The following is a 19,996-nucleotide window of genomic DNA, read 5'->3' as shown; positions in this document are numbered from 1 at the left end:
CCCATACCGAACTCAGAAGTGAAACGAGCCAGCGCCGATGATAGTGTGGGGTTTCCCCATGTGAAAGTAGGTCATTGCCAGGGTTTTATTGTCTAAAGGCAGCCCTCAAGCTGCCTTTTTTTTTCAATAGTTGAAATGCTGCTTTAAGGGCTTCGATGGTTCAAACACAATCTTGGTTCAAAACGATAATCCCCATAGCAACAATCTTTGCATCCCGTATGCTAGGGTTGTTCATGTTAATTCCTATATTTACTCTCTATGCTAATAAATTGTCTGGTGCCACCCCTATTTTAGTGGGTATAGCGTTTGGTGCGTATGGTCTATCACAAGGATTGTTGCAAATACCGTTTGGATTATTATCCGATAAATTTGGACGTAAACCGCTGATAGCAGTTGGTTTAGTCTTATTTATCATCGGCAGCTTAATTGGTGCCTGCAGCGATACGATTTATTCAATGATTCTAGCAAGATTGATGCAAGGAATGGGCGCAATAGGCAGTGTCTTAATTGCTTTAACGGCAGATTTAACCAAAGACAACGACAGAACAAAGGCCATGGCAGTTATTGGACTAACAATTGGTGTATCGTTTAGTCTAGCGATGGTGATCAGTCCGGCTATTAGTCACGCCTTTGGCCTAGCAGGCATCTTCTATTTAACCGCTATATTCGGATTCATTGGTTTAGCTATCTTGTATTTAGTCATTCCGACGCCAGTACAACAGCGTTTTCACCTTGACAGTGAAACGAATGCGACGTTGATTGCTGTAGTAATTAAAAATAGGCAATTGCTAGCACTTGATTTTGGCATATTTTTTCAACACCTTATCTTGACTGCGACGTTTTTTGCATTGCCCCTAATTTTGAAGAATGAGCTTGCCATGTCGCTTGCTGATAAATCCTTGTATTTTTATTTGCCGATTATGATTAGCGCATTTGTATTAATGGTGCCCTTCATCGTTTTAGCAGAAAAGTATCAGCGAATGCCTATGGTATTTATCGGAGCGATTGTTGTAATCGCCCTGTCCCAATTATGTCTTAGTTTTGAATATCAAAATTTTCATCTATTGACAGCCTGCGTTTTGATATACTTTGTTGCTTTCAACGTATTGGAAGCCTTACTACCTTCACTTATCTCACGAAAAGCCCCCATTCATAGCAAGGGAACGGCCATGGGGGTTTATTCGACTAGTCAGTTTTTAGGAATCTTTGTCGGTGGCGCATTAGCCGGCTTTCTGTTTCGTTATTTTTCATTCACAGGCATTTATCTAGTCAATACAGTATTAACGATAATTTGGTTTTTGATCTCAACACGGATAGATTTAGCCACGAATTTAACGAGTGTGATGATAAGTTGTGAACTTGACGTCATCAATGATAGCATCAAAGCGAAACTGCAATCATTCCCTGGTGTGCAGGAGATGGTTTTCTCAAAAGAAGAAGATGCTATCTATTTGAAAGTGAATCAAAATCAATTTGATTTAGAGTCATTTAAAGCCATCATTGCTTAGGCGTTGACAAGCCTGGCAATTCAAGTTAATTTTCCTAAATTTAGTTGAGAGGAAACCAAGTTGCGTTTACAAAATAAAGTGGCCCTTATTACAGGTGCGGCTAGAGAAAAAGGAATTGGCTGGGCAACCGCTCTGAAATTGGCAGAAGAAGGATGTGATGTCATCGCTGTGTACTTCAATAGTTCCGATGAGGCAGCGGTCTTAGTCAAACATATTGAGTCGATGGGTCGCAAAGCCTATGCATTACAAGCAAATGTCGCTGACCATGACTCTGTCAAACCCTTAGCTGCGCAAGTGAAGCAACGGGTGAACCAGGTCGACTTTTTGATAAGTAATGCAGCCAGTGGCGTATTGAAGCCTGCTATGCAGATGACTACTAAGCACTGGCGATGGTGTCTTGAAACAAACGCGTTGGCGTTAAATCATCTCGTTCGAGAATTCCAACCAATGATGCCGAAGGGAAGTCGAGTCATTGCGTTATCGAGTTTAGGAGCTGAACGGGCAATCCCAAATTATGCCTTCATTGGTGCGTCGAAAGCCGCATTGGAAGCCTTGGTCCGCTCATTAAGTCTGGAATTAGCGCCTTATGGGATCACGGCTAATACGATTTCAGCAGGTGTTGTGGATACGGATGCGTTATCTCATTTCCCAAACAGAGAGCAGCTGCTGGATGAATACCAAGCGCATTCTTTATCAGAAAGACCGTTGCAAACAACGGATGTTGCCAATGCGATATTTCTCTTGTGTTTACCTGAGGCTGCCATGATCAATGCTCACACCTTATTTGTGGATGCGGGCTACAACAAGGTGGGCTAAGTTACTTTTTGCTTATTAGTTTTTATTGACAACGGTCGAAAAAATCAAACAGTGAAATTTCTATATTTTTGAGTATATGATATACTCGTACTATTTTTAATCGACGATCAAAAGTGAGATAGGCCATGAATGTGGAAAGTGTATATCCAAAGGTACGTGAAATAATTGCAGATGTCTTAGTCATTGAACAAGATGAAGTCTCAAAGGAAAGCCGTTTGATTGCTGATTTGGGTGCGGAATCAATTGACTTTTTGGATTTGGTATTCCAATTGGAAAAGGAATTTTCTATTAAGATCCCTCGGGGACAACTTGAAAAAAATGCACGTGGTGAATTGTCCCAAGAAGAATTTGAGCAGGGTGGGGTTATCACTGAAAAAGGCTTGGAAGCATTAAAAAATCATTTGTCAGAAGTTCCAAGGGATGCGTTCACGCCGAGTATGAAAACGTCCGACATCCCAACACTATTTACAGTGGAAACTTTTTGCAAGCTCGTTGTATCTGCTAAAAATGAACAAAAAGTTGCAGAGTCTATTGCCTAATGCGATTTTTATTCGTTGATAAAATACTGTCAACAGACGAAAGCCGAGTTATTCGTGGTGTGAAACATGTCACCGCAGATGATTACTATTTGACGTTTGATGAAGACAGACAAATTGTCTTTATGCCAAGTTTGATTGGAGAAACGCTTGGACAATTAGCCGCTTGGCATGTCATGAAAGAATTGGATTTCAAGCTAAGACCTGTCGCAGGCGTCGTTTCTTCGGCTACGAGTCATCGTTCAGTTCCCATTGGAAGCACTCTTCAACTTGAGTCAGTTATTGAATCATGTGATGAATCTGCGGTGCAATATCACAGTGTTGCGACGGTTGGAAACGATGTGGTCTTTAGCATTGAAGGGGCACTGGGCCCGATGCAGCCGATGTCAGACTTTATTGATAGAGATGTCGTTATTCAGCAATATGCAGAAATTGCCCCAAAAGGTGACGATCATCCCGACAATGATTTGGTTAGTGCAAAAGACACTTGTTATGATTTCTTAAATCCCACCGTGACACCAATTGCTTTTCAGTATGATCATGTGGTTGCATTTCAGCCGAATGAATCCATTCAAGCAATAAAAAAAATCACGGTTTCTGCGCCCTATTTTGCCGATCACTTCCCGTTAAAGCCAGTTTTACCCTTAACAGTCTTACTTGAAAGTAACATCAATCTAGCACGTACATTTTTGGCTCATAGTCAATTTATGAAATCTTATCGGTTTGAAAAAATGAATAAAATTAAAATGAGCGCATTTGTGCAACCCGGTGAGGTAGTAAACACCCATTTAACAGTCAAATCATGTGACAATGAATCAATGATATTAGCCATCCGCAGTGATGTTGCAGGTAAACGCGTTTGCGTTTTGGAAATGATTTTGACCGCAAGAGGTTAATAGAATGCAATCAAGACGAGTTGCGATTACAGGAATTGGTGCTGTTTCACCTTTGGGGCATTCGGTCGATGAGACCTGGCACAACCTAATTTCAGGAAAGTCGGGGATGGATATGATTCAGCAGTTTGATGCTTCCCATTTTCCGACTCGTTTTGCCGCAGAAGTAAAGCAATTTAAACTTCCCGCCGCTTTTAAAAAGCGACATCATCGTTTTGCAATGTCGTTTACCCAATTTGCTTTGATGGCAGCAACGGAGGCATTTGATGACGCCGGTTTAAGGCCAACACAGACCAATGCAGATCGCTGGGGGATCGTTGCCGGTAGTGGTATGATGACAGCAGAATTTGACTACTTGAGCCGATTCCAAAAAGCCATTGCACCTACGGGAGAACCTGATTGGTCTCTTCTTGGCGATGATGAACATGGTTTTTTTAATCTCGTTGATTTTGGTAAAACGCAATCCAATAGTGGATTGTCATTGTTAATTAAAGAATTTGGCATTAACGGGTATGCTAATTCCGTGCATACAGCTTGTGCTTCAGGAGGACAAGCTTTGGGGTTGGCATTGCAAGTCATTCGACGAGGCGATGCCGATTGTATCCTTGCTGGTGGCTTTGACTCAATGATTAATCCGCTGGGACTATCAAGTTTTTGTTTGCTCGGGGCCTTATCAACCTATAACGAAACACCGCACACAGCGAGTAGACCCTTTGATTTAACCCGAAATGGTTTTGTTTTAGGGGAAGGTGCGGCATTCCTAATCCTCGAGGAATGGGGGCATGCTAAGAAACGGGGCGCTCGAATTTATGCCGAGTTGAGAGGGGAAGGCAATTCGCTGAGTTCCTATCGTATCACCGACTCCCACCCCAATGGGGATGGTGCAATCCAAGCGATTACGGGTGCTTTAAAAGATGGCGGGTTAAAAGCCAATGAAATTGATTATATCAATGCACACGGGACCTCTACCAAGATGAATGATCTGAGTGAAACCAATGCCATTAAGGCAGTTTTTCATGAGCGGGCTGCGCCACCCGTTAGCTCAACAAAGGGTCAAACTGGTCATTTGATTGCAGCTGCAGGTGCGTTGGAAGCCGTCATTTCAGTGAAAACGATCACAACAAACCTTTTGCCACCTACAGCCAATTTAACCACGGCCGATCCTGACTGTGATCTGGATTATGTTGTTGAAGGACCAAGAGAAAAATCGGTGGGTGCCGTCTTATCGAACTCCTTTGGTTTTGGTGGATCCAATAGCTGCTTGTTGTTTACTCATCCAGAATTGAAAGGGGCTTAAGATGCTGAAACCATTATCACGTGTTTTTGTCACAGGATTAGGTGCCCTCACTGCGGTGGGTGAAACAGTGGATGAGACGTGGCAGGCTGTTTGCGAAGGTAAATCTGGCATAGCGCCAATAAACCATCATGATCTATCCGGTTGGTCTAACCATTTGGGTGGGGAACTTAAGCAATTTCAACCAGCAAAATTATTACCCGATCGAAAATTAGCGAAAGTTGTTTCTAAACAAGATATCATGGGGATCAATGCAGCCGTGCAAGCCGTTGAACACAGTCAAATGATCCCTTGGCGCGACTCAGAAGTTGAAGACGTTGCGAATTTCAATGATAGAACAGCCGTTTTTGTTGGTTCACCTGGGAATAAATTTTTTCAGCAATACGATTTTTTACCCTTACTTGAAAAAAGTCAGGGCGATATGAAAGCGTTCGCGCAGATGTTATTTGAAACTGTCCACCCGATGTGGTTGTTGCGAATTTTGCCAAACAATGTTCTTGCTTATACGGGGATAACCTATCAATTCAAAGGGGTTAACCACAACATTACCAATCATGCGACCAGTGGGCTTCAAGCGATAATTGAAGCGATGCATGCCATTCGTTTTGGACAAGCGGATAGAGCAGTCGTCGTTGCTTATGATTATGGCACAGATCCACAAGCGCTTTATTACTACCAAAAATTGGGGTTGGTTTCTTCCACAGGCCTAAAGCCCTTCGATAAGCGTCAGGATGGGACGATATTAGGCGATGGTGCTGCTGCGATTGTACTAGAAAGTGAAGCCAGTGCGAAAGCCAGAGGTGCAACTCGTTATGCAGAATTGCTGGCTGGGCAGGCGTTTAGCGAAAATGCTGGGTTATTTTCTATCCAAAAAGACGATCAATGTTTGCAATCGTTAATCAGTCAAACATTGGATAAAGCCTCAATACGTGGGGATCAACTCAATTGCGTGGTTGCGCATGGGAATGGCAATCCTGTCTCAGACAAAACAGAAGCAGCCGCTTTAACCGCAATTTGTCCTCAGGCAAAACTAACAGGCTTCAAATGGGCTATTGGTCATACACTCACCGCATCTGGCCTGATGGACACCGTTTTAGCTTGCCAAGCCCTCCATCATCAGACGTTACCAGGCATTGCCAATTGGCAAGAAGCAATTCCTTCTGCCGCCAACTTAGCTATCAGCCATCAATCACAAGCAATACCATCGGGTGCATATGCGATAATTATTAACCGGGGTTTTGCCAGCATGGATGCGTGCTTGTTGGTGAAGCACTGTGAATAAAGTTGCGAATTATGTCGATCAATTATCCGTTAGTTTAGTAGGACAATTTATCTATTATTGTATGCCATGGCGCAAGCAGCTAGTCTTGAGTAACATGAAGCAAGCCTTTGGCAATCAACTGAGCGACCAGCAAAGGCGAAAATTGGCCCAAGCGTTTTACGGCCATCTCGCCCGATCATTGAAAGAAATGGTTCAAATGCGGTTCATGAATGAGGCAAAATTAAAATCAAAAGTGGATGTTATCGGATGGGAGCATTTAGCTGATGTTGCTGCTAATGGGAAAGGAATGCTGGTGTTAACTGGCCATTTTGGCAGTTGGGAGTTTGCACCGATTGGCGGCATTCTCAATTTCAAACAGTTCCAAGGGCAATTCCATTTTATTCGCAAGACGTTGGGTGCCAAATGGCTTGAGAAGATTGTATTCCGCAACTATTTCAAAGCGGGTTTGCATGTCATACCTAAAAAAAACTCGTTAAACCAGGTGCGAGATGCGCTAGAGGCAAATCATGCCATTGTCTTTGTCATGGATCAACATGCCATTGTGAGTAATCGAGATGGCATTGCCGTTGAGTTTTTTGGAAAAAAAGCAGGCACTTATCGCAGTTTAGCCAGTTTTTCAAGGTATGCTGATGTCCCTGTTGTTCCTGCGTCAGCCTATCGTACCCAAGATAACCGTCATGTTCTTCATTTTCATCCACCCATCCCATGGGAAGAGAAAGGCTCGACTCAAGAGAGCATCTATTACAATACCTTAAAATATAACCAAGTATTAGAACAGTTTATCAATGATCATCCCGAACAATGGCTTTGGCTTCATAAGCGATGGAAATTAAAAGAGTCTAATTTGCAGCCTCAATCCGACCCATTGAGAGACTTTCAATAGAGACCTTCTCTAGCCCCTTTGACTCGGTTATTAATATCCCATAGAATCATTGGTATGGATGTTTTAACGACAAGAAAATTATGTGGAATCAACTTAGAATTGCTCAACCCTATTTGCTAGCCGCCTGTGTTTTTGCAATCCCCATGTCTGTCTCTTTGAAAAGTATTTTATTACCATTATGTATTATTGTTAATTTATTAACAGTCAAACATTGGCGAATTATATTCGATACCTTCAAAAATCCCGTTGTAATTTCAGCCTTGTTATTGCTTGGCTGGTGCCTCCTATCGTCTCTATGGGCTCCAGCAAATTGGCCAGAAACGAAAGCGGTTGTGAGCAAGATGCTAAAATTACTTTCACTGCCTTTATTTGCCATAGGATTTTTGCACAAAACAACGAGAGCTTATGCGCAGATTGCTTTTTTAATCGCGATGACTGTGACGGCCTTGATTTCATTAGCCATGGCATTATCGGGCAATATTTTTATGGGCGGGGCTGACGCAGGGACGGTTTTTAATGATCGAATCATGACGGGGTTATTTGTTAGTATGGGTGCATGGCTTGCTGCGCATCTTGCAATGCAAGCGGATGATTCTAAGAAATGGTGGTTTTGGGCCGTGTTTGTCATTTGCACCGCACAGGTGGTGTTTGCTAACACGGGTAGAACAGGATATGTGGTTTATGCCCTCTTAGCCATCTGTTTTAGCTTAATGCATCTGAGCTTCCGCCAAACCGTTCTCTTCTTAATCGCATTTTCCTTGCTCACATTTGCTGCCTATCGGCTCAGTCCAACGTTAGCGAAAAATGTGGATACCACGATTGATAATGTGGTTAATTTTCAACAAGTAGCCAATTCATCATCGATTGGGTATCGCGTGGGGTTTCATCAATTTGCCAAGAAATTATTTGTCCAACACCCTATTTTTGGTACGGGTGCAGGCAGTTTTTCATGGTACTACAATAAACTTCAACCCATGCCATTTTATTCTAGCCGTTTGTTTGAACCGCACAGCCAATATTGGTTGATCTTAGTCGAGCAGGGCCTGGTGGGCATGTTGTTGCTATTGGCATGGATGGCTTCGTTGATTTGGCTGATGGTCAAGGTGAAGCAAAGCCGAGCGATGTTATTATTTACGTTTGTTGCCATCAGTGCGTCTAACTTTTCTGATTCCATGTTGTTATATTCTGCGACGGGGTATTTATTGATGGTAGTCTCTGCAATGGCTTTGGGCGAATATATCGAGCGATGCTTTTCAGAATCGCCGGTTAATAAGCCAATATCATTGCAACCTTGGCATGCCATATGATAACAACCTTGATGTTTCATAGAGTCTATGCCGAAGGCTTACCAGGCCTGAACATTTTTAGCCAATTTTTGCAAAAAGTTAAATCCTGGGGAACACCTTGTTTGCCGGGTCAATCATTGCCTACACAAAGCCATGGGATTTGCCTAACGTTTGATGATGCCTATGTTGATTTTTATCATTATGTTTTCCCGTTGCTGAAACAATATCAACTGCCAGCCGTCTTAGCGATCCCAACCGCATTGATAGCCGATCACACGGATAAGCCAATCTCTGAGCGGTTGGCATTACAATATAAGCATCCGCTAGACAATGCGATTCATCAGAATCCAAGTTTATGTACTTGGTTTGAAATTAAAGAAATGCTAGACAGCGGTTGGGTTGTGCCAGCAGCGCATGGCGCCAATCATGTGGCATTGACTTCTCAGTCAGATTGGCAGCAAGAAATAGTTCAACCAAAGCGAATTATTGAACAAAAAACAAGACATCCTACTTCGTTGTTTGTTTACCCTTATGGCCGGTTTGACAAACAAACGCATGCGTTTGTTTGTCAACACTACAAATTTGCCATGCGGATTGGTAGCGCTATCAATTTTAATTGGTGTCATTCCCAGCAATTAATCTATCGGATTAATGCGGACAATTATTGGCCACGGCAAGCGCATCCGTTCAAATTATCTCAAAAAATGCACTTTGGTTTTCGGGCATTTACCAATTTAGTACGAGGTCGATAGGCTAGTAACATTCCGTATTAAGTCACAATCCTTTCAACTACCCTCTCTCGAAACACCCAGTAGCGTTGTATTAAGAAGTTGGCAAAAAAGAAGATGATATCAGCGCTGATTTTGCTGAGGTAGACATTTAGTTGTAAGTAGTGAAAAAAGGACGTCAATTGCCAAACCATGATCCCTGAAAAAGCGGCAAGCAAGGTGTATTTTGTGGCCGCTTTCGTCATTGATTTTTGACTTTTAAAAGTGAGCTTTTTGTTGGCAAAGAAATTAAAGGTTGCCGAACAAAATCGAGCCCCAAGAACAGAAATGGCGAGCTGGCCACTCAGATTAATCAATAGACAGAAAAGGGTAAAGTCTAACAGAAACGAAGCGGCTGCCATGGTCCCATATCTAAAAAAAATTGCATAAATACGCATTGAATCGAGAATAGGGTGGAAATGAGAAGATTGATTGTTTTGCATATAGATAGTCTTAATGGGAATTTGCTTAATATTGATGGATAAACCTTGAGCGATAAAGAACATTTCTAACTCAAATTCATACCTATTTTTTTTGCAATCTAATAGGGCTTGCACCAACAAATTGGGTATTGCCCTAAGCCCCGACTGCGTATCATGTAACGGTGTTTTATAAAAACAATTGACAATAAATTTAGTTAATAAATTGCCAAAACGGCTACGCAATGGGATGTTTTTGCCGGAAAAATTACGCGCACCCAGATGCAGTTTATCTGGTTCGTTTGCAAGAGCTTCTTTTAGTTTAGCAATATCATCAATATGGTGTTGTCCATCCGCATCGGCTGTAATAACACCAACATGGTTACGTACATAATGGCTTAAATAATATCGAAACGCTGTTTTTAATGCAGCACCCTTCCCGAGATTAGTTGGGTGATGAAGCACTGTAATGCCATGACTTGCAATGTGATCAAATAGGGGTTTGCACTGTATACTGGAACCATCATTTACAACGATAATCGGTTGTTGTGGCATTAACTGCTGATGTTGCTTAACCAGTTGGATTAGCTTTTCATCCGGATTGTAGGCTGGAATAACTAAAACAGACGTCATAGTGAGTTGCTTATTTAGTAAAAACGGTTATCATCGTAACAAACTTAGATAGATAATCCTATTAATTTATGACTGTGATTGCAACTTTTCTCTTATTAATATCGATAATTGGTTGGTCATCCCTCATTGCGGACACAGGTAAATTAACCTTACCGCAAGCTGCTTTCACTGTGATGGCTGGTATGGGATGCTTCATGATGATGGCGTTTTTAGCACAAATTCCTAACTATGCAGCGCGTGTATTTATTGATGGTGGGTTATTTGCGTTTCCTTGCGCACTCATTTTTAGGAAACACTCAAATGGCTTTATGGCGACTATCAATCGATATCTGCGAGTATTCTTTATCATGGCGGGTTTAATAGGCGGCCTTAGCCTATTAGTCAGTGGGATACAATTTGGCAGTATAGACGATTATTCTTTTTGGGGAACCATCAGTCGGTTTTTGTTTGTTTTTAATCACTTACCAGAAAACGCATCGTTAATTAAAGCATCATTTTTGCAATATACCCCGGGGCTTGCGTGTTTTCATTATCTATTTTATCAGATGGCTGGGCAATACAGTCCCATGTTGAATTATCTCGCACAAGACTTGATTTTACTTGCGCCATTATTATTACTCTTTGATGAAAAATATCGCTGGCGGTCAATAAGCTATATGATGTTAGTCATTATCACCCTCTACCTTGCTTATGGAAATATTCTCGCGAAGCTGGAAGTCGATGCAGCAGTCGCTCTATGGTTTTTTTCAATGATATGGGTTGCTTCTAGACCTAACCAAATATCGATATGGGTTATGATCGTAGGCCTAGTTTTTCTCTCGATAATCAAGGAAATTGGGTTATTATTTTCCTTCTTTGTCCTCGGTGTACATTATGTGTGTTATCGAAAGCAACCTGGCCAACTACCAAGGCTGTTTATACTGTCATCTGCGTTATTGCTCATGAAATTAGCTTGGCTTAGTCATGTGCATCAGTTTGGTTTTACTAGTTTTGCAGCCAAAATTAGCGTATCAAATGCCATTTCATCCATGATTCCAGGGAATCCAGACTATGTAAAATCTCAGGTCATGTTTGTAAAGGCGCTATTATCAAGCAACTTTGATCATACAATCAAGCTCCCATTTGCTGCACTCTTTATACTTGCTGGATGGCAAATTCACCGTCTTTATCGTTTAGGGCGTTTACAATCGAATCACCTTGTCGTAATAAAGGCCTTTTATATATTGTTACCCTTTTATATTCTCAATCTGTATTGGTTGCAAGCGATCGTTTTTCGAGTTGGCTACCTACAATCCCATTTACTTGATTTTCCACGATATTTTAATATGGCGTTTGTACCTTTCCTACTTAGTGTTTTATTTGTCTCTTTAGAGACGAAGCCGTTCCGAAATCCTGAGAAGGTGAAACGATTAGCCACTGCATTATCGATGATTGCTTTGGTTTTTATTGTGGGTGGAAAGATTGAACGAACTAAAAAATATTATCATCCATTTGATTTTACCAATTTGGCTGAGAAAATTCAGTCACAAACGCATAACTTGAAGCAATCAAAAGCCATTTGCTTAACCCATCTACCCTCCCCGGACTACCAGGTGTTGTTGCCATTGCAATATCGCTTCATGCCAAGGCAGATTATTCATGTCGATAGCAAAAATACGAAAACATGTGGGAAGGTCTTTGATTTCGCTGAGCTTCGAGGCGACTGAATAACTTCTTTCACTTTTTCTTCCTATTACTAGGTTGATGGGTAGCATAGTGTGCTTCAGAGGCTAAACACCAAAAGCCAATGGTCCCTTTTTATCAAAATCAAGCGGGCTATTTGAGGAATCTGCCTCAATTTTTAGGTTCGATGAAGTGGCATTTGCTGCTTTGGGATTGGGTACCTCTTGTAACGTGCTAAAGAAATCTTGCAGTTCGTCTTGCGTTCCTTGAAAGAAATTGTCATTGCCATCAGAAAATAGGAAATCATCCTCACCTGCTTTTTTAATAAGGAAGCTACGGCCCATTTCTGCTTGATGTTTAAAAAAGCAAGTCGCTTCTGCGTCACTGGTAAAGGTATATATTCCCTCATCTTGCATATCTGAGCCATAGATTTCTTCAAATTCATCATTGAGTAATTTAATATCCTTTGGATTGACTTGGTTGGTGGCGAGCTCAAAATTTGACGGAGTGTTCTTGTCTCTTGCCTGCTTGTTTTGCCCTGTTTGCTTTACCATTTTTGCTAACTGCAATGGTTGGATTTGTTCTTCTACCAATTGGGCTTCAACCAGTTTGTGTGTTTCTATTTCTTCTTTAGAAGTCATGATACATCTCCGAGACATCGTTGTTATCAAATAGGGGCGTTCCCTCCCAGGGCTGAATTAATGTGATACAAAAGGATTTAGGAAAAATCGCTGTGATCAATCAATGCTACAATTTTTATTGTACCAAAAATAGCCATATTCGATATAAAAAAAACATCATGAAAAAGTAAAAATTCTGTAAATCTCAGAGATAAGGCGGAGGCAGGGAAGGTAGCCCGTATTAGGCGCAGCCGTAATACGGGGAAATCATCGAGTCAATGTCTGGTTACCAACCCGTTACTTCTTGGATTGCACTACCTAAATCAGCAGGCGAACGCACTGTTCTTACACCCGCTTTTTCCAGGGCTGCAAATTTTTCTTTAGCTGTTCCTTTTCCGCCAGAAATAATCGCCCCTGCATGGCCCATTCGCTTACCAGCGGGTGCTGTGACCCCTGCAATATAGGAAACCACAGGTTTCGAGACATGATGCGCAATGAATTCAGCGGCTTCTTCTTCTGCCGTACCACCGATTTCACCCACCATAATAATTGCTTCAGTTTGCTCATCTTGTTGAAATAGCGCTAACGCATCAATGAAGCTTGTCCCAGGAATGGGATCACCACCAATTCCGATACACGTACTTTGGCCAAAGCCTGCATCGGTGGTTTGTTTCACTGCTTCATAAGTTAGTGTGCCGGAACGAGATACAATCCCGACTTTACCAGGTAAATGAATAGAACCCGGCATGATGCCAATTTTACATTCACCAGGGGTGATAACACCCGGGCAATTGGGCCCGATTAAGCGGGCGTCGCAGTTATTATCGAGATAGACTTTGACATCGAGCATATCTAATACTGGAACACCTTCAGTGATACACACGATCAACTCAATGCCTGCATCGGCTGCTTCTAAAATTGAGTCCTTGCAAAACGCAGCAGGCACATAGATGACAGAGGCTGTGGCGCCAGTTGCTTCAACAGCTTCTCTCATTGTATTAAAAACAGGAAGCCCTAGGTGTTTTTGCCCACCTTTGCCGGGTGTAACTCCACCGACCATCTTGGTACCATATTCGATAGCTTGTTCTGAATGAAATGTCCCTTGCTTTCCCGTAAAACCTTGGCATAGGACTTTTGTTTCTTTATTAACTAATACACTCATCGTTTAAAACCTCAATTAGGTTAATGCGGATCAAATTATTCGCTCAATCAAGCAGCAACTTCGGCAACGATTTTCTTTGCTGCGTCCGTTAAACTGGTTGCTGCGATTACATTTAAGCTGCTAGCATTTAGCATGTCAGCACCCTTTTGGGCATTATTCCCTTCTAAGCGAACAACCACAGGCACCTTGACATGGACTTCTTCAACCGCTGAGAGAATCCCTTCTGCAATCAAATCACAGCGAACAATCCCGCCGAAAATGTTAACCAAAATGCCTTTAACATTTTCATCGGAGAGGATGATTTTTAACGCTTCACTAACCCGTTCTTTGGTCGCGCCACCACCCACATCTAAAAAGTTTGCTGGCTCGCCACCGTGTAATTTAATCACGTCCATGGTAGCCATCGCTAACCCAGCGCCATTGACCATGCAGCCGATGGTGCCATCTAAGGGAATGTAGTTTAAATCCCATTCACTGGCTCGATGCTCTCTTTCATCTTCCTGGGTGACGTCACGTTTCTCTTTTAATTTTGATTGGCGATATAAGGCATTCGAATCAATGTTCACTTTGCCATCCAGACATAATAGGTCGCCCTTTTTAGTGACAACTAGAGGATTGACTTCAAGCAAGCTTAAGTCACACTCTTTAAACATTTTGCCAAGGCCTATCATCAACTTTGTAAATTGTTTGATTTGCTCGCCACTTAACCCTAATTGAAATGCGGTATCACGGCATTGATAAGGCATGACACCGACTAAGGGATCCACGATGATGCGGATGATTTTTTCAGGGGTTTCTTCAGCCACTTTTTCAATTTCAACCCCACCTTCCGTGGATGCCATGATAACGACACGCTGGCTAGCGCGGTCGATGACGGCACCGAGGTATAATTCACGCTCGATATCGCATGTTTCTTCAATTAAGACAGCATTCACGGGTTGACCATGTTCGTCTGTTTGATAGGTGACAAGCCGAGTGCCAATCAATGACCGCACAGCATTGGCGAGTTCCTCTTTATTGTTAACAATTTTGACGCCGCCAGCTTTCCCTCGACCACCTGCATGGACTTGTGCTTTGACAACCCATTTGGCCGTGCTTAATTTATTAACAACTTGTAACGCATCTTCAGCGTTGTAAGCCACTTCGCCAAGAGGCGTTGGCAAGCCATAACTTGCGAATAGTTCTTTTGCTTGATATTCATGTAAATTCATGATGTTACCTTATAAAAAACAAATGCCCCATTCGGGGCATATGGAAAATTTATCGTTACACATTGAGCAAGAGTCGTGAAGGATCTTCGAGTAGTTCTTTCACGCTAACCAAAAACTGTACGGACTCCTTGCCGTCGATCAAACGGTGATCGTAAGATAACGCCACATACATCATTGGACGAATGACGATCTCGCCATTCTCAACAACGGGGCGTTGTTCTATTTTGTGCATCCCTAGGATACCGGTCTGGGGTGGGTTAATAATGGGTGTTGCTAATAAGGATCCAAACACACCACCATTGGTGATGGTGAAGGTTCCTCCTTGCATTTCTTCCATTGTTAATTTACCAGAGCGTGCGCGATTCGCATAATCAGCGATGTCAATTTCAATATCAGCCAAACTTTTTTGGTCGGCATCGCGAACCACCGGAACGACCAGACCTCTATCGGTTGAAACGGCAATACCAATATCGAAGTAGCCATGGTAGACAATGTCTTGATCATCGATTGATGCGTTAACAGCGGGGAATCGCTTCAATGACTCAACCACTGCTTTGGTGAAAAAGGACATAAACCCTATTTTAACACCGTGCTTTTTCTCAAATAGGTCTTTGTATTTTGAGCGTAAATCCATCACACTCTGCAAGTTCACTTCGTTAAATGTGGTTAACATGGCCGCGTTATGTTGCGCAGCTAGCAGGCGTTCAGCTACTTTTGCCCGCAATCGAGACATGGGTACACGTTTTTCTTCCCGCGCACCCGCAAGCGGTGCGGTTGGCCTTTCGATGGAAGGTGTTTGTTTCTTCACATCGAGGTAATTTTGCACGTCTTCTTTAGTGACACGGCCATCTTTACCGGTGCCTTTAATTTGATTGGCATTTAGGTCGTGTTCTGCAAGTAACCGTCGAACAGCAGGGCCAGTTGTCTTGTCGTCGCCAGTCGTCGATTCCTTAACTGTCTCTGCTTTCGCTGTTTCAGCCGCAGCAGGCTCAGCTTTGGTTTCAGGGGCTGCTTGAACTGCGCCTTCTTCGATATCTGCTAAGATCTGACCGGCTTCAACGGTATCCCCTTCGACAAAATGGAGTTGTTTAATGATGCCATCAACCGGTGCTGGAACCTCTAACACAACTTTATCTGTTTCTAGGTCGAGAATATTTTCATCACGTGTGACCGCATCTCCAACCTTTTTATGCCAGGCTGCAATCGTCGCATCTGCAACAGATTCGGGTAGGGTGGGTACTTTGACTACTGTGGACATGTCGATACCTTGTGTTGTTAAAATAGGATGTTAAACATTATTCTTTTTGCCCGTCAACGCTTCATGAACTAGCGCTTGCTGTTGTTTGGCATGCAAAATTGGGCTACCAACTGCTGGTGCTGCCGCAAATCCTCTGCCTGCATAACGCAAGGTTTGTGTTTCGCTAAGGCAATCTATTATATTATGCTGTGATGAGAACCAAACCCCTTGATTTTTAGGTTCTTCTTGACACCACACAATATCGCTTGCATGCTCGTACTTTGCGAGCTCCTTCTTTAAATCCGCTTTCGGGAAGGGATAGAGTTGCTCAATACGAATGATGGCAACATGCTCAAGCGACTCATCTCTTCGTTTTTGCAATAAGTCATAATAGACCTTGCCGCAACATAATACCACAGTTCGTACTTTTTTCACCTCTAGTTTGTCAATTTCTGGTATAACATTGTGGAATTCACCGTTGGTTAATTCACTGATTGGGGAGGTGGCTAATTTGTGTCTAAGCAAGCTTTTGGGGGACATGATAATCAAGGGCTTGCGGTAGTCACGAATAATTTGGCGTCTTAACAGGTGGAAAATCTGTGCGGGTGTAGTGGGTGTGCATACTTGCATGTTTTGCTGTGCACATAGTTGCATATATCGCTCAAGACGCGCCGAAGAGTGCTCAGGGCCTTGGCCTTCGTAACCATGAGGTAGCAACATGACTAAGCCACAAAGGCGATTCCATTTCTGCTCACCCGAACTGATAAATTGGTCAATCACCACTTGAGCTCCATTGGCAAAATCACCAAACTGTGCTTCCCATATCACGAGGGAATGAGGCTCAGAAGAAGCATACCCATACTCAAAAGCGAGCACGGCTTCTTCGGATAAAACAGAATCGATGACAAGAAACGGCCTCACTGGGTTCGTAGCGCAAGCACTGAGCGGAATAAAGTCTTCGCCGGTTTTCTGGTCATGTAAAACCGCATGCCGGTGGGCAAAAGTGCCCCGTCCACTATCTTGGCCAGATAGCCTTACGCCGAAACCTTCGTCAAGCAAGGAGGCATAGGCCATGATTTCAGCGAATCCCCAGTTCATATCGAGTTTGCCGGCAGACATTTGCTGACGGTCATCGAGTATTTTTTTAACCACAGGATGAAGCGTAAAATCATCAGGCAAATTCATGAGTGTTTTGGATAGGGCAGCCACTTTTTCTTTGGAAATGGCCGTATCTGCTTTATCCGTCCATTTGCCTTTAAAATAGGGTTCCCAATCGATAGAAATTTGATCCTTATAAGGCTCTGTGACCAATTCAACAACGGCTTTGCCCGTATCAAGGCAATCGCGATAATAATCATTCATGCCATCATAGGTTTTTTTATCAATCACGGATTGCTCGATTAATTTTGTCGAGTAGTAATCTTTGAGCGGCTTCATTTGTTTTATTTTGGCATACATGACCGGTTGCGTCACGAACGGCTCATCGGCCTCGTTATGGCCATGACGGCGATAGCATACTAAATCTAACACCACGTCTTTCTTAAATTTCATGCGGTATTCAAACGCTAACCGAATTGCAAAAACGGCCGCTTCAGGATCTTCACCGTTGACATGAATCACGGGGGCTTGGACCATTTTAGCCACATCGGTGCAATATAATGTGGAGCGGGAATCTAACGGATTGCTGGTGGTGAAGCCAATTTGGTTATTAATGACAATATGAACCGTACCCCCCGTGCAATAGCCTCTTGCTTGTGAGAAGTTGAATGTTTCCATGACAACCCCTTGCCCAGAAAATGCAGCATCGCCATGGATGATGATTGGAACAACTTTTCTCTTTTCGATGAGGTCGTTTCGCCGTCTTTGTCTAGACCGAGTTGATCCTTCAATGACTGGGCCTATGATCTCAAGGTGGGAAGGGTTAAACGCTAAAGCAATATGAAGGATTTGTCCTGATTTTGTTTTGATATCCGAGGAGTAACCCTTATGGTATTTCACATCACCACTAATATCTGTATGCACTTTGCCTTCGAATTCTTCAAAAAGGGCGTTGGGCTCTTTCCCAAGAACATTCACTAAAACATTTAAACGACCGCGATGAGCCATCCCCATAACCACTTCATTCACCTTATCTTGACCTGCTTGCTCAATCATTTGTTTGAGCATGGGGATCAACGCATCGCCTCCTTCAAGGGAGAAGCGCTTTTGGCCAACGTAACGCGTGCCAAGATAACGTTCTAAGCCATCGGCTTCGATGAGTGATTTGAGAATGCTTACTTTTTCTTCATTGGTAAAGGTTGGCTTACCACGAACACCTTCCATTTTGGTTTGCAGCCAATCGCGCTCTTCGATATTGGCAATATGCATATACTCGATACCAATACTGCCGCAATAGGTTTCTTTCAATGCTTGGATAATGTCCTTTAAAGGCATTGGGCTGCTAGAAAAGTTACGTCCCCCAATAAAAGGGGCGGATAGGTCTGCGTCACTCAAGTCATGATAAGCTAACTCGAGACTGGGAATATCGTGGCGTTTGGCTGTCCCAAGGGGATCTAAGGTTGCTTTGTGATGTCCATGGGCGCGGTAAGCATTTAACAGCTGGGTGACACGATACTGTTTAACACCGTCACCGGCAGGCGCTGCAAAATATTTGGGCATTTGCGCTTGTTTAAGAAACTGATCTCGTATGGGTCTATGCGCTGTGTCTTGGGCAATGCCATCACGCTTGGGTAGACGGTCAAAGGTATCTCGCCATGCTTCCGAAACACTGTTTGGATCGGCAAGATAATCTTCATATAACCCATCCACGTATGCCATGTTTCCACCAGACAGGTAAGCTTCTGCCCACTGTTTTTCAAGATCACCTTCGCTCATTGACTTCTCCAAATAAACTGCCTTTGACTTATCTCAAAGACAGCACTGATTATATAAGCACTACAAACACATTATGCTACACATAAAAAAATAACCTCAAATCAACACCCCCTTATTCGCCCGTTGGGCTTCTTCTCACCCTGTCTAGGGAGAAAATGAATGGGGAGGAAGTGACTGGTGAGGCTAAATTAAGTTTCCTCACGAAGCATTTGCGTTCTTATTTCCGCAATTGCTTTTGTTGGATTCAGTCCTTTGGGGCAAACGTTCACGCAGTTCATAATCGAACGGCAGCGAAAAACGCTGAACGGGTCCTGTAACTTATCTAAACGATGTTGCGTTGCTGTATCCCGACTATCGGCTAAAAAACGTCTCGCTTGAAGCAGACCAGCGGGACCAACAAATTTGTCAGGATTCCACCAGAAAGAGGGGCAGGAGCTTGTGCAACAGGCACATAAAATACATTCATATAAACCATCCAGTTTTGCTCTATCTTCTGGCGATTGTAATCGCTCTTGGGCAGGCGCAACTTGATTGTTTTGCAAATAAGGCTCAATTCTTTCATATTGTTGGTAAAATTGGGTCATATCGACCACCAGATCTCGGACGACTGGAAAGCCGGGTAAGGGGCGAATGACGATTTTTGCCGCTTTTAGTTGCGATAAAGAGGTGATGCAAGCTAAGCCGTTTTTGCCATTAATATTCATCCCATCAGAGCCGCATACACCTTCACGACATGAGCGTCGGAACGATAGGCTTTGGTCTTGCTCTGCTTTGAGCCTTTCTAATAAGGTTAAAACCATCGGATCCCCTTTTTGAGGAATTTCGATGGTATATTCCTGCATATAAGGTGCATCATCTGTTTCAGGATTGTATCGATAAATCGAAAAGTAAATCGTTCTTTTATCTGCCATTA

At 42.9% G+C, this 19,996-nt stretch carries 17 protein-coding genes and 1 rRNA gene; 11 read left to right on the top strand and 7 right to left on the bottom strand.

Features of this window, described 5'->3' with window-relative positions; translation table 11 throughout:
• The 10 genes from rrf to AB3348_RS12735 form a co-directional block, all read left to right on the top strand.
• Positions 1-83 (top strand): 5S ribosomal RNA (rrf, locus tag AB3348_RS12780); the annotation flags it as partial.
• Between the two features lie 72 nt (positions 84-155).
• Complete coding sequence (locus AB3348_RS12775; protein ID WP_367607983.1) at positions 156-1,508, top strand: MFS transporter; 1,353 nt, start codon at positions 156-158, stop codon at positions 1,506-1,508.
• Positions 1,509-1,568: 60 nt separating this feature from the next.
• Positions 1,569-2,324 carry an enoyl-[acyl-carrier-protein] reductase FabL gene (gene fabL, locus AB3348_RS12770; protein WP_367607982.1) on the top strand — a complete coding sequence of 252 codons (756 nt, stop codon included), beginning with the start codon at positions 1,569-1,571 and terminating at the stop codon, positions 2,322-2,324.
• A gap of 125 nt (positions 2,325-2,449) precedes the next feature.
• The gene (locus AB3348_RS12765) at positions 2,450-2,863 is read left to right on the top strand and encodes an acyl carrier protein (protein WP_367607981.1); all 414 of its coding nucleotides are present in this window, start codon (positions 2,450-2,452) and stop codon (positions 2,861-2,863) included.
• Positions 2,863-3,756 (top strand): hydroxymyristoyl-ACP dehydratase, encoded by an 894-nt coding sequence (locus tag AB3348_RS12760; RefSeq protein WP_367607979.1) that lies wholly within the window; start codon positions 2,863-2,865, stop codon positions 3,754-3,756. Before AB3348_RS12765 ends, AB3348_RS12760 begins: the two co-directional genes overlap by 1 nt.
• Before the next feature lie 4 nt (positions 3,757-3,760).
• The gene (locus AB3348_RS12755; RefSeq protein ID WP_367607978.1) at positions 3,761-5,050 is read left to right on the top strand and encodes a beta-ketoacyl synthase; all 1,290 of its coding nucleotides are present in this window, start codon (positions 3,761-3,763) and stop codon (positions 5,048-5,050) included.
• Positions 5,051-5,054: 4 nt separating this feature from the next.
• Positions 5,055-6,329: a beta-ketoacyl synthase gene (locus tag AB3348_RS12750; RefSeq protein ID WP_367607988.1), complete on the top strand. Its 1,275-nt coding sequence runs from the start codon at positions 5,055-5,057 to the stop codon at positions 6,327-6,329.
• Positions 6,322-7,212 carry a lysophospholipid acyltransferase family protein gene (locus tag AB3348_RS12745; RefSeq protein WP_367607977.1) on the top strand — a complete coding sequence of 297 codons (891 nt, stop codon included), beginning with the start codon at positions 6,322-6,324 and terminating at the stop codon, positions 7,210-7,212. The genes AB3348_RS12750 and AB3348_RS12745 overlap by 8 nt, the downstream gene beginning before the upstream one ends.
• An 80-nt stretch (positions 7,213-7,292) precedes the next feature.
• Entirely contained in the window at positions 7,293-8,519 is a 1,227-nt protein-coding gene (locus AB3348_RS12740) for an O-antigen ligase family protein (RefSeq protein WP_367607976.1), read from the top strand.
• Positions 8,520-8,530: 11 nt separating this feature from the next.
• Positions 8,531-9,250, top strand: coding sequence for a polysaccharide deacetylase family protein (locus AB3348_RS12735; RefSeq protein WP_367607975.1), 720 nt, complete (start codon positions 8,531-8,533; stop codon positions 9,248-9,250).
• Between the two features lie 17 nt (positions 9,251-9,267).
• On the opposite strand, the gene AB3348_RS12730 is transcribed toward AB3348_RS12735, so the two are convergent.
• On the bottom strand, positions 9,268-10,317 hold the full coding sequence (locus tag AB3348_RS12730) for a glycosyltransferase (RefSeq protein ID WP_367607974.1): 1,050 nt from the start codon (positions 10,315-10,317) through the stop codon (positions 9,268-9,270).
• 68 nt (positions 10,318-10,385) lie between these two features.
• On the opposite strand from AB3348_RS12730, the gene AB3348_RS12725 reads away from it, so the two are divergent.
• Positions 10,386-12,023 carry a hypothetical protein gene (locus AB3348_RS12725; protein WP_367607973.1) on the top strand — a complete coding sequence of 546 codons (1,638 nt, stop codon included), beginning with the start codon at positions 10,386-10,388 and terminating at the stop codon, positions 12,021-12,023.
• Between the two features lie 63 nt (positions 12,024-12,086).
• Here the strand turns inward: AB3348_RS12725 and AB3348_RS12720 are convergent, their stop codons facing one another.
• The 6 genes from AB3348_RS12720 to AB3348_RS12695 form a co-directional block, all read right to left on the bottom strand.
• Positions 12,087-12,620, bottom strand: coding sequence for a hypothetical protein (locus AB3348_RS12720; protein ID WP_367607972.1), 534 nt, complete (start codon positions 12,618-12,620; stop codon positions 12,087-12,089).
• 265 nt (positions 12,621-12,885) lie between these two features.
• Entirely contained in the window at positions 12,886-13,761 is an 876-nt protein-coding gene (gene sucD / locus AB3348_RS12715) for a succinate--CoA ligase subunit alpha (RefSeq protein ID WP_367607971.1), read from the bottom strand.
• 47 nt (positions 13,762-13,808) lie between these two features.
• A complete protein-coding gene (sucC, locus tag AB3348_RS12710; RefSeq protein WP_367607970.1) occupies positions 13,809-14,972 on the bottom strand; it encodes an ADP-forming succinate--CoA ligase subunit beta in 1,164 nt (387 codons plus the stop codon).
• A gap of 55 nt (positions 14,973-15,027) precedes the next feature.
• Positions 15,028-16,230, bottom strand: a complete 1,203-nt coding sequence (gene odhB / locus AB3348_RS12705) for a 2-oxoglutarate dehydrogenase complex dihydrolipoyllysine-residue succinyltransferase (protein WP_367607969.1) — start codon at positions 16,228-16,230, stop codon at positions 15,028-15,030.
• A gap of 30 nt (positions 16,231-16,260) precedes the next feature.
• Complete coding sequence (locus AB3348_RS12700) at positions 16,261-19,083, bottom strand: 2-oxoglutarate dehydrogenase E1 component (RefSeq protein ID WP_367607968.1); 2,823 nt, start codon at positions 19,081-19,083, stop codon at positions 16,261-16,263.
• A 188-nt stretch (positions 19,084-19,271) separates the two neighbouring features.
• Positions 19,272-19,994, bottom strand: a complete 723-nt coding sequence (locus tag AB3348_RS12695) for a succinate dehydrogenase iron-sulfur subunit (RefSeq protein WP_367607967.1) — start codon at positions 19,992-19,994, stop codon at positions 19,272-19,274.
• Positions 19,995-19,996 lie beyond the last annotated feature (2 nt).

It is taken from the genome of Legionella sp. W05-934-2 (assembly GCF_964199965.1).
Taxonomy (GTDB): Bacteria; Pseudomonadota; Gammaproteobacteria; order Legionellales; family Legionellaceae; genus JAFIFT01.
The sequence above is the reverse complement of the archived record's forward strand: the minus strand, read 5'-3'. Positions and strand labels throughout refer to the sequence as shown.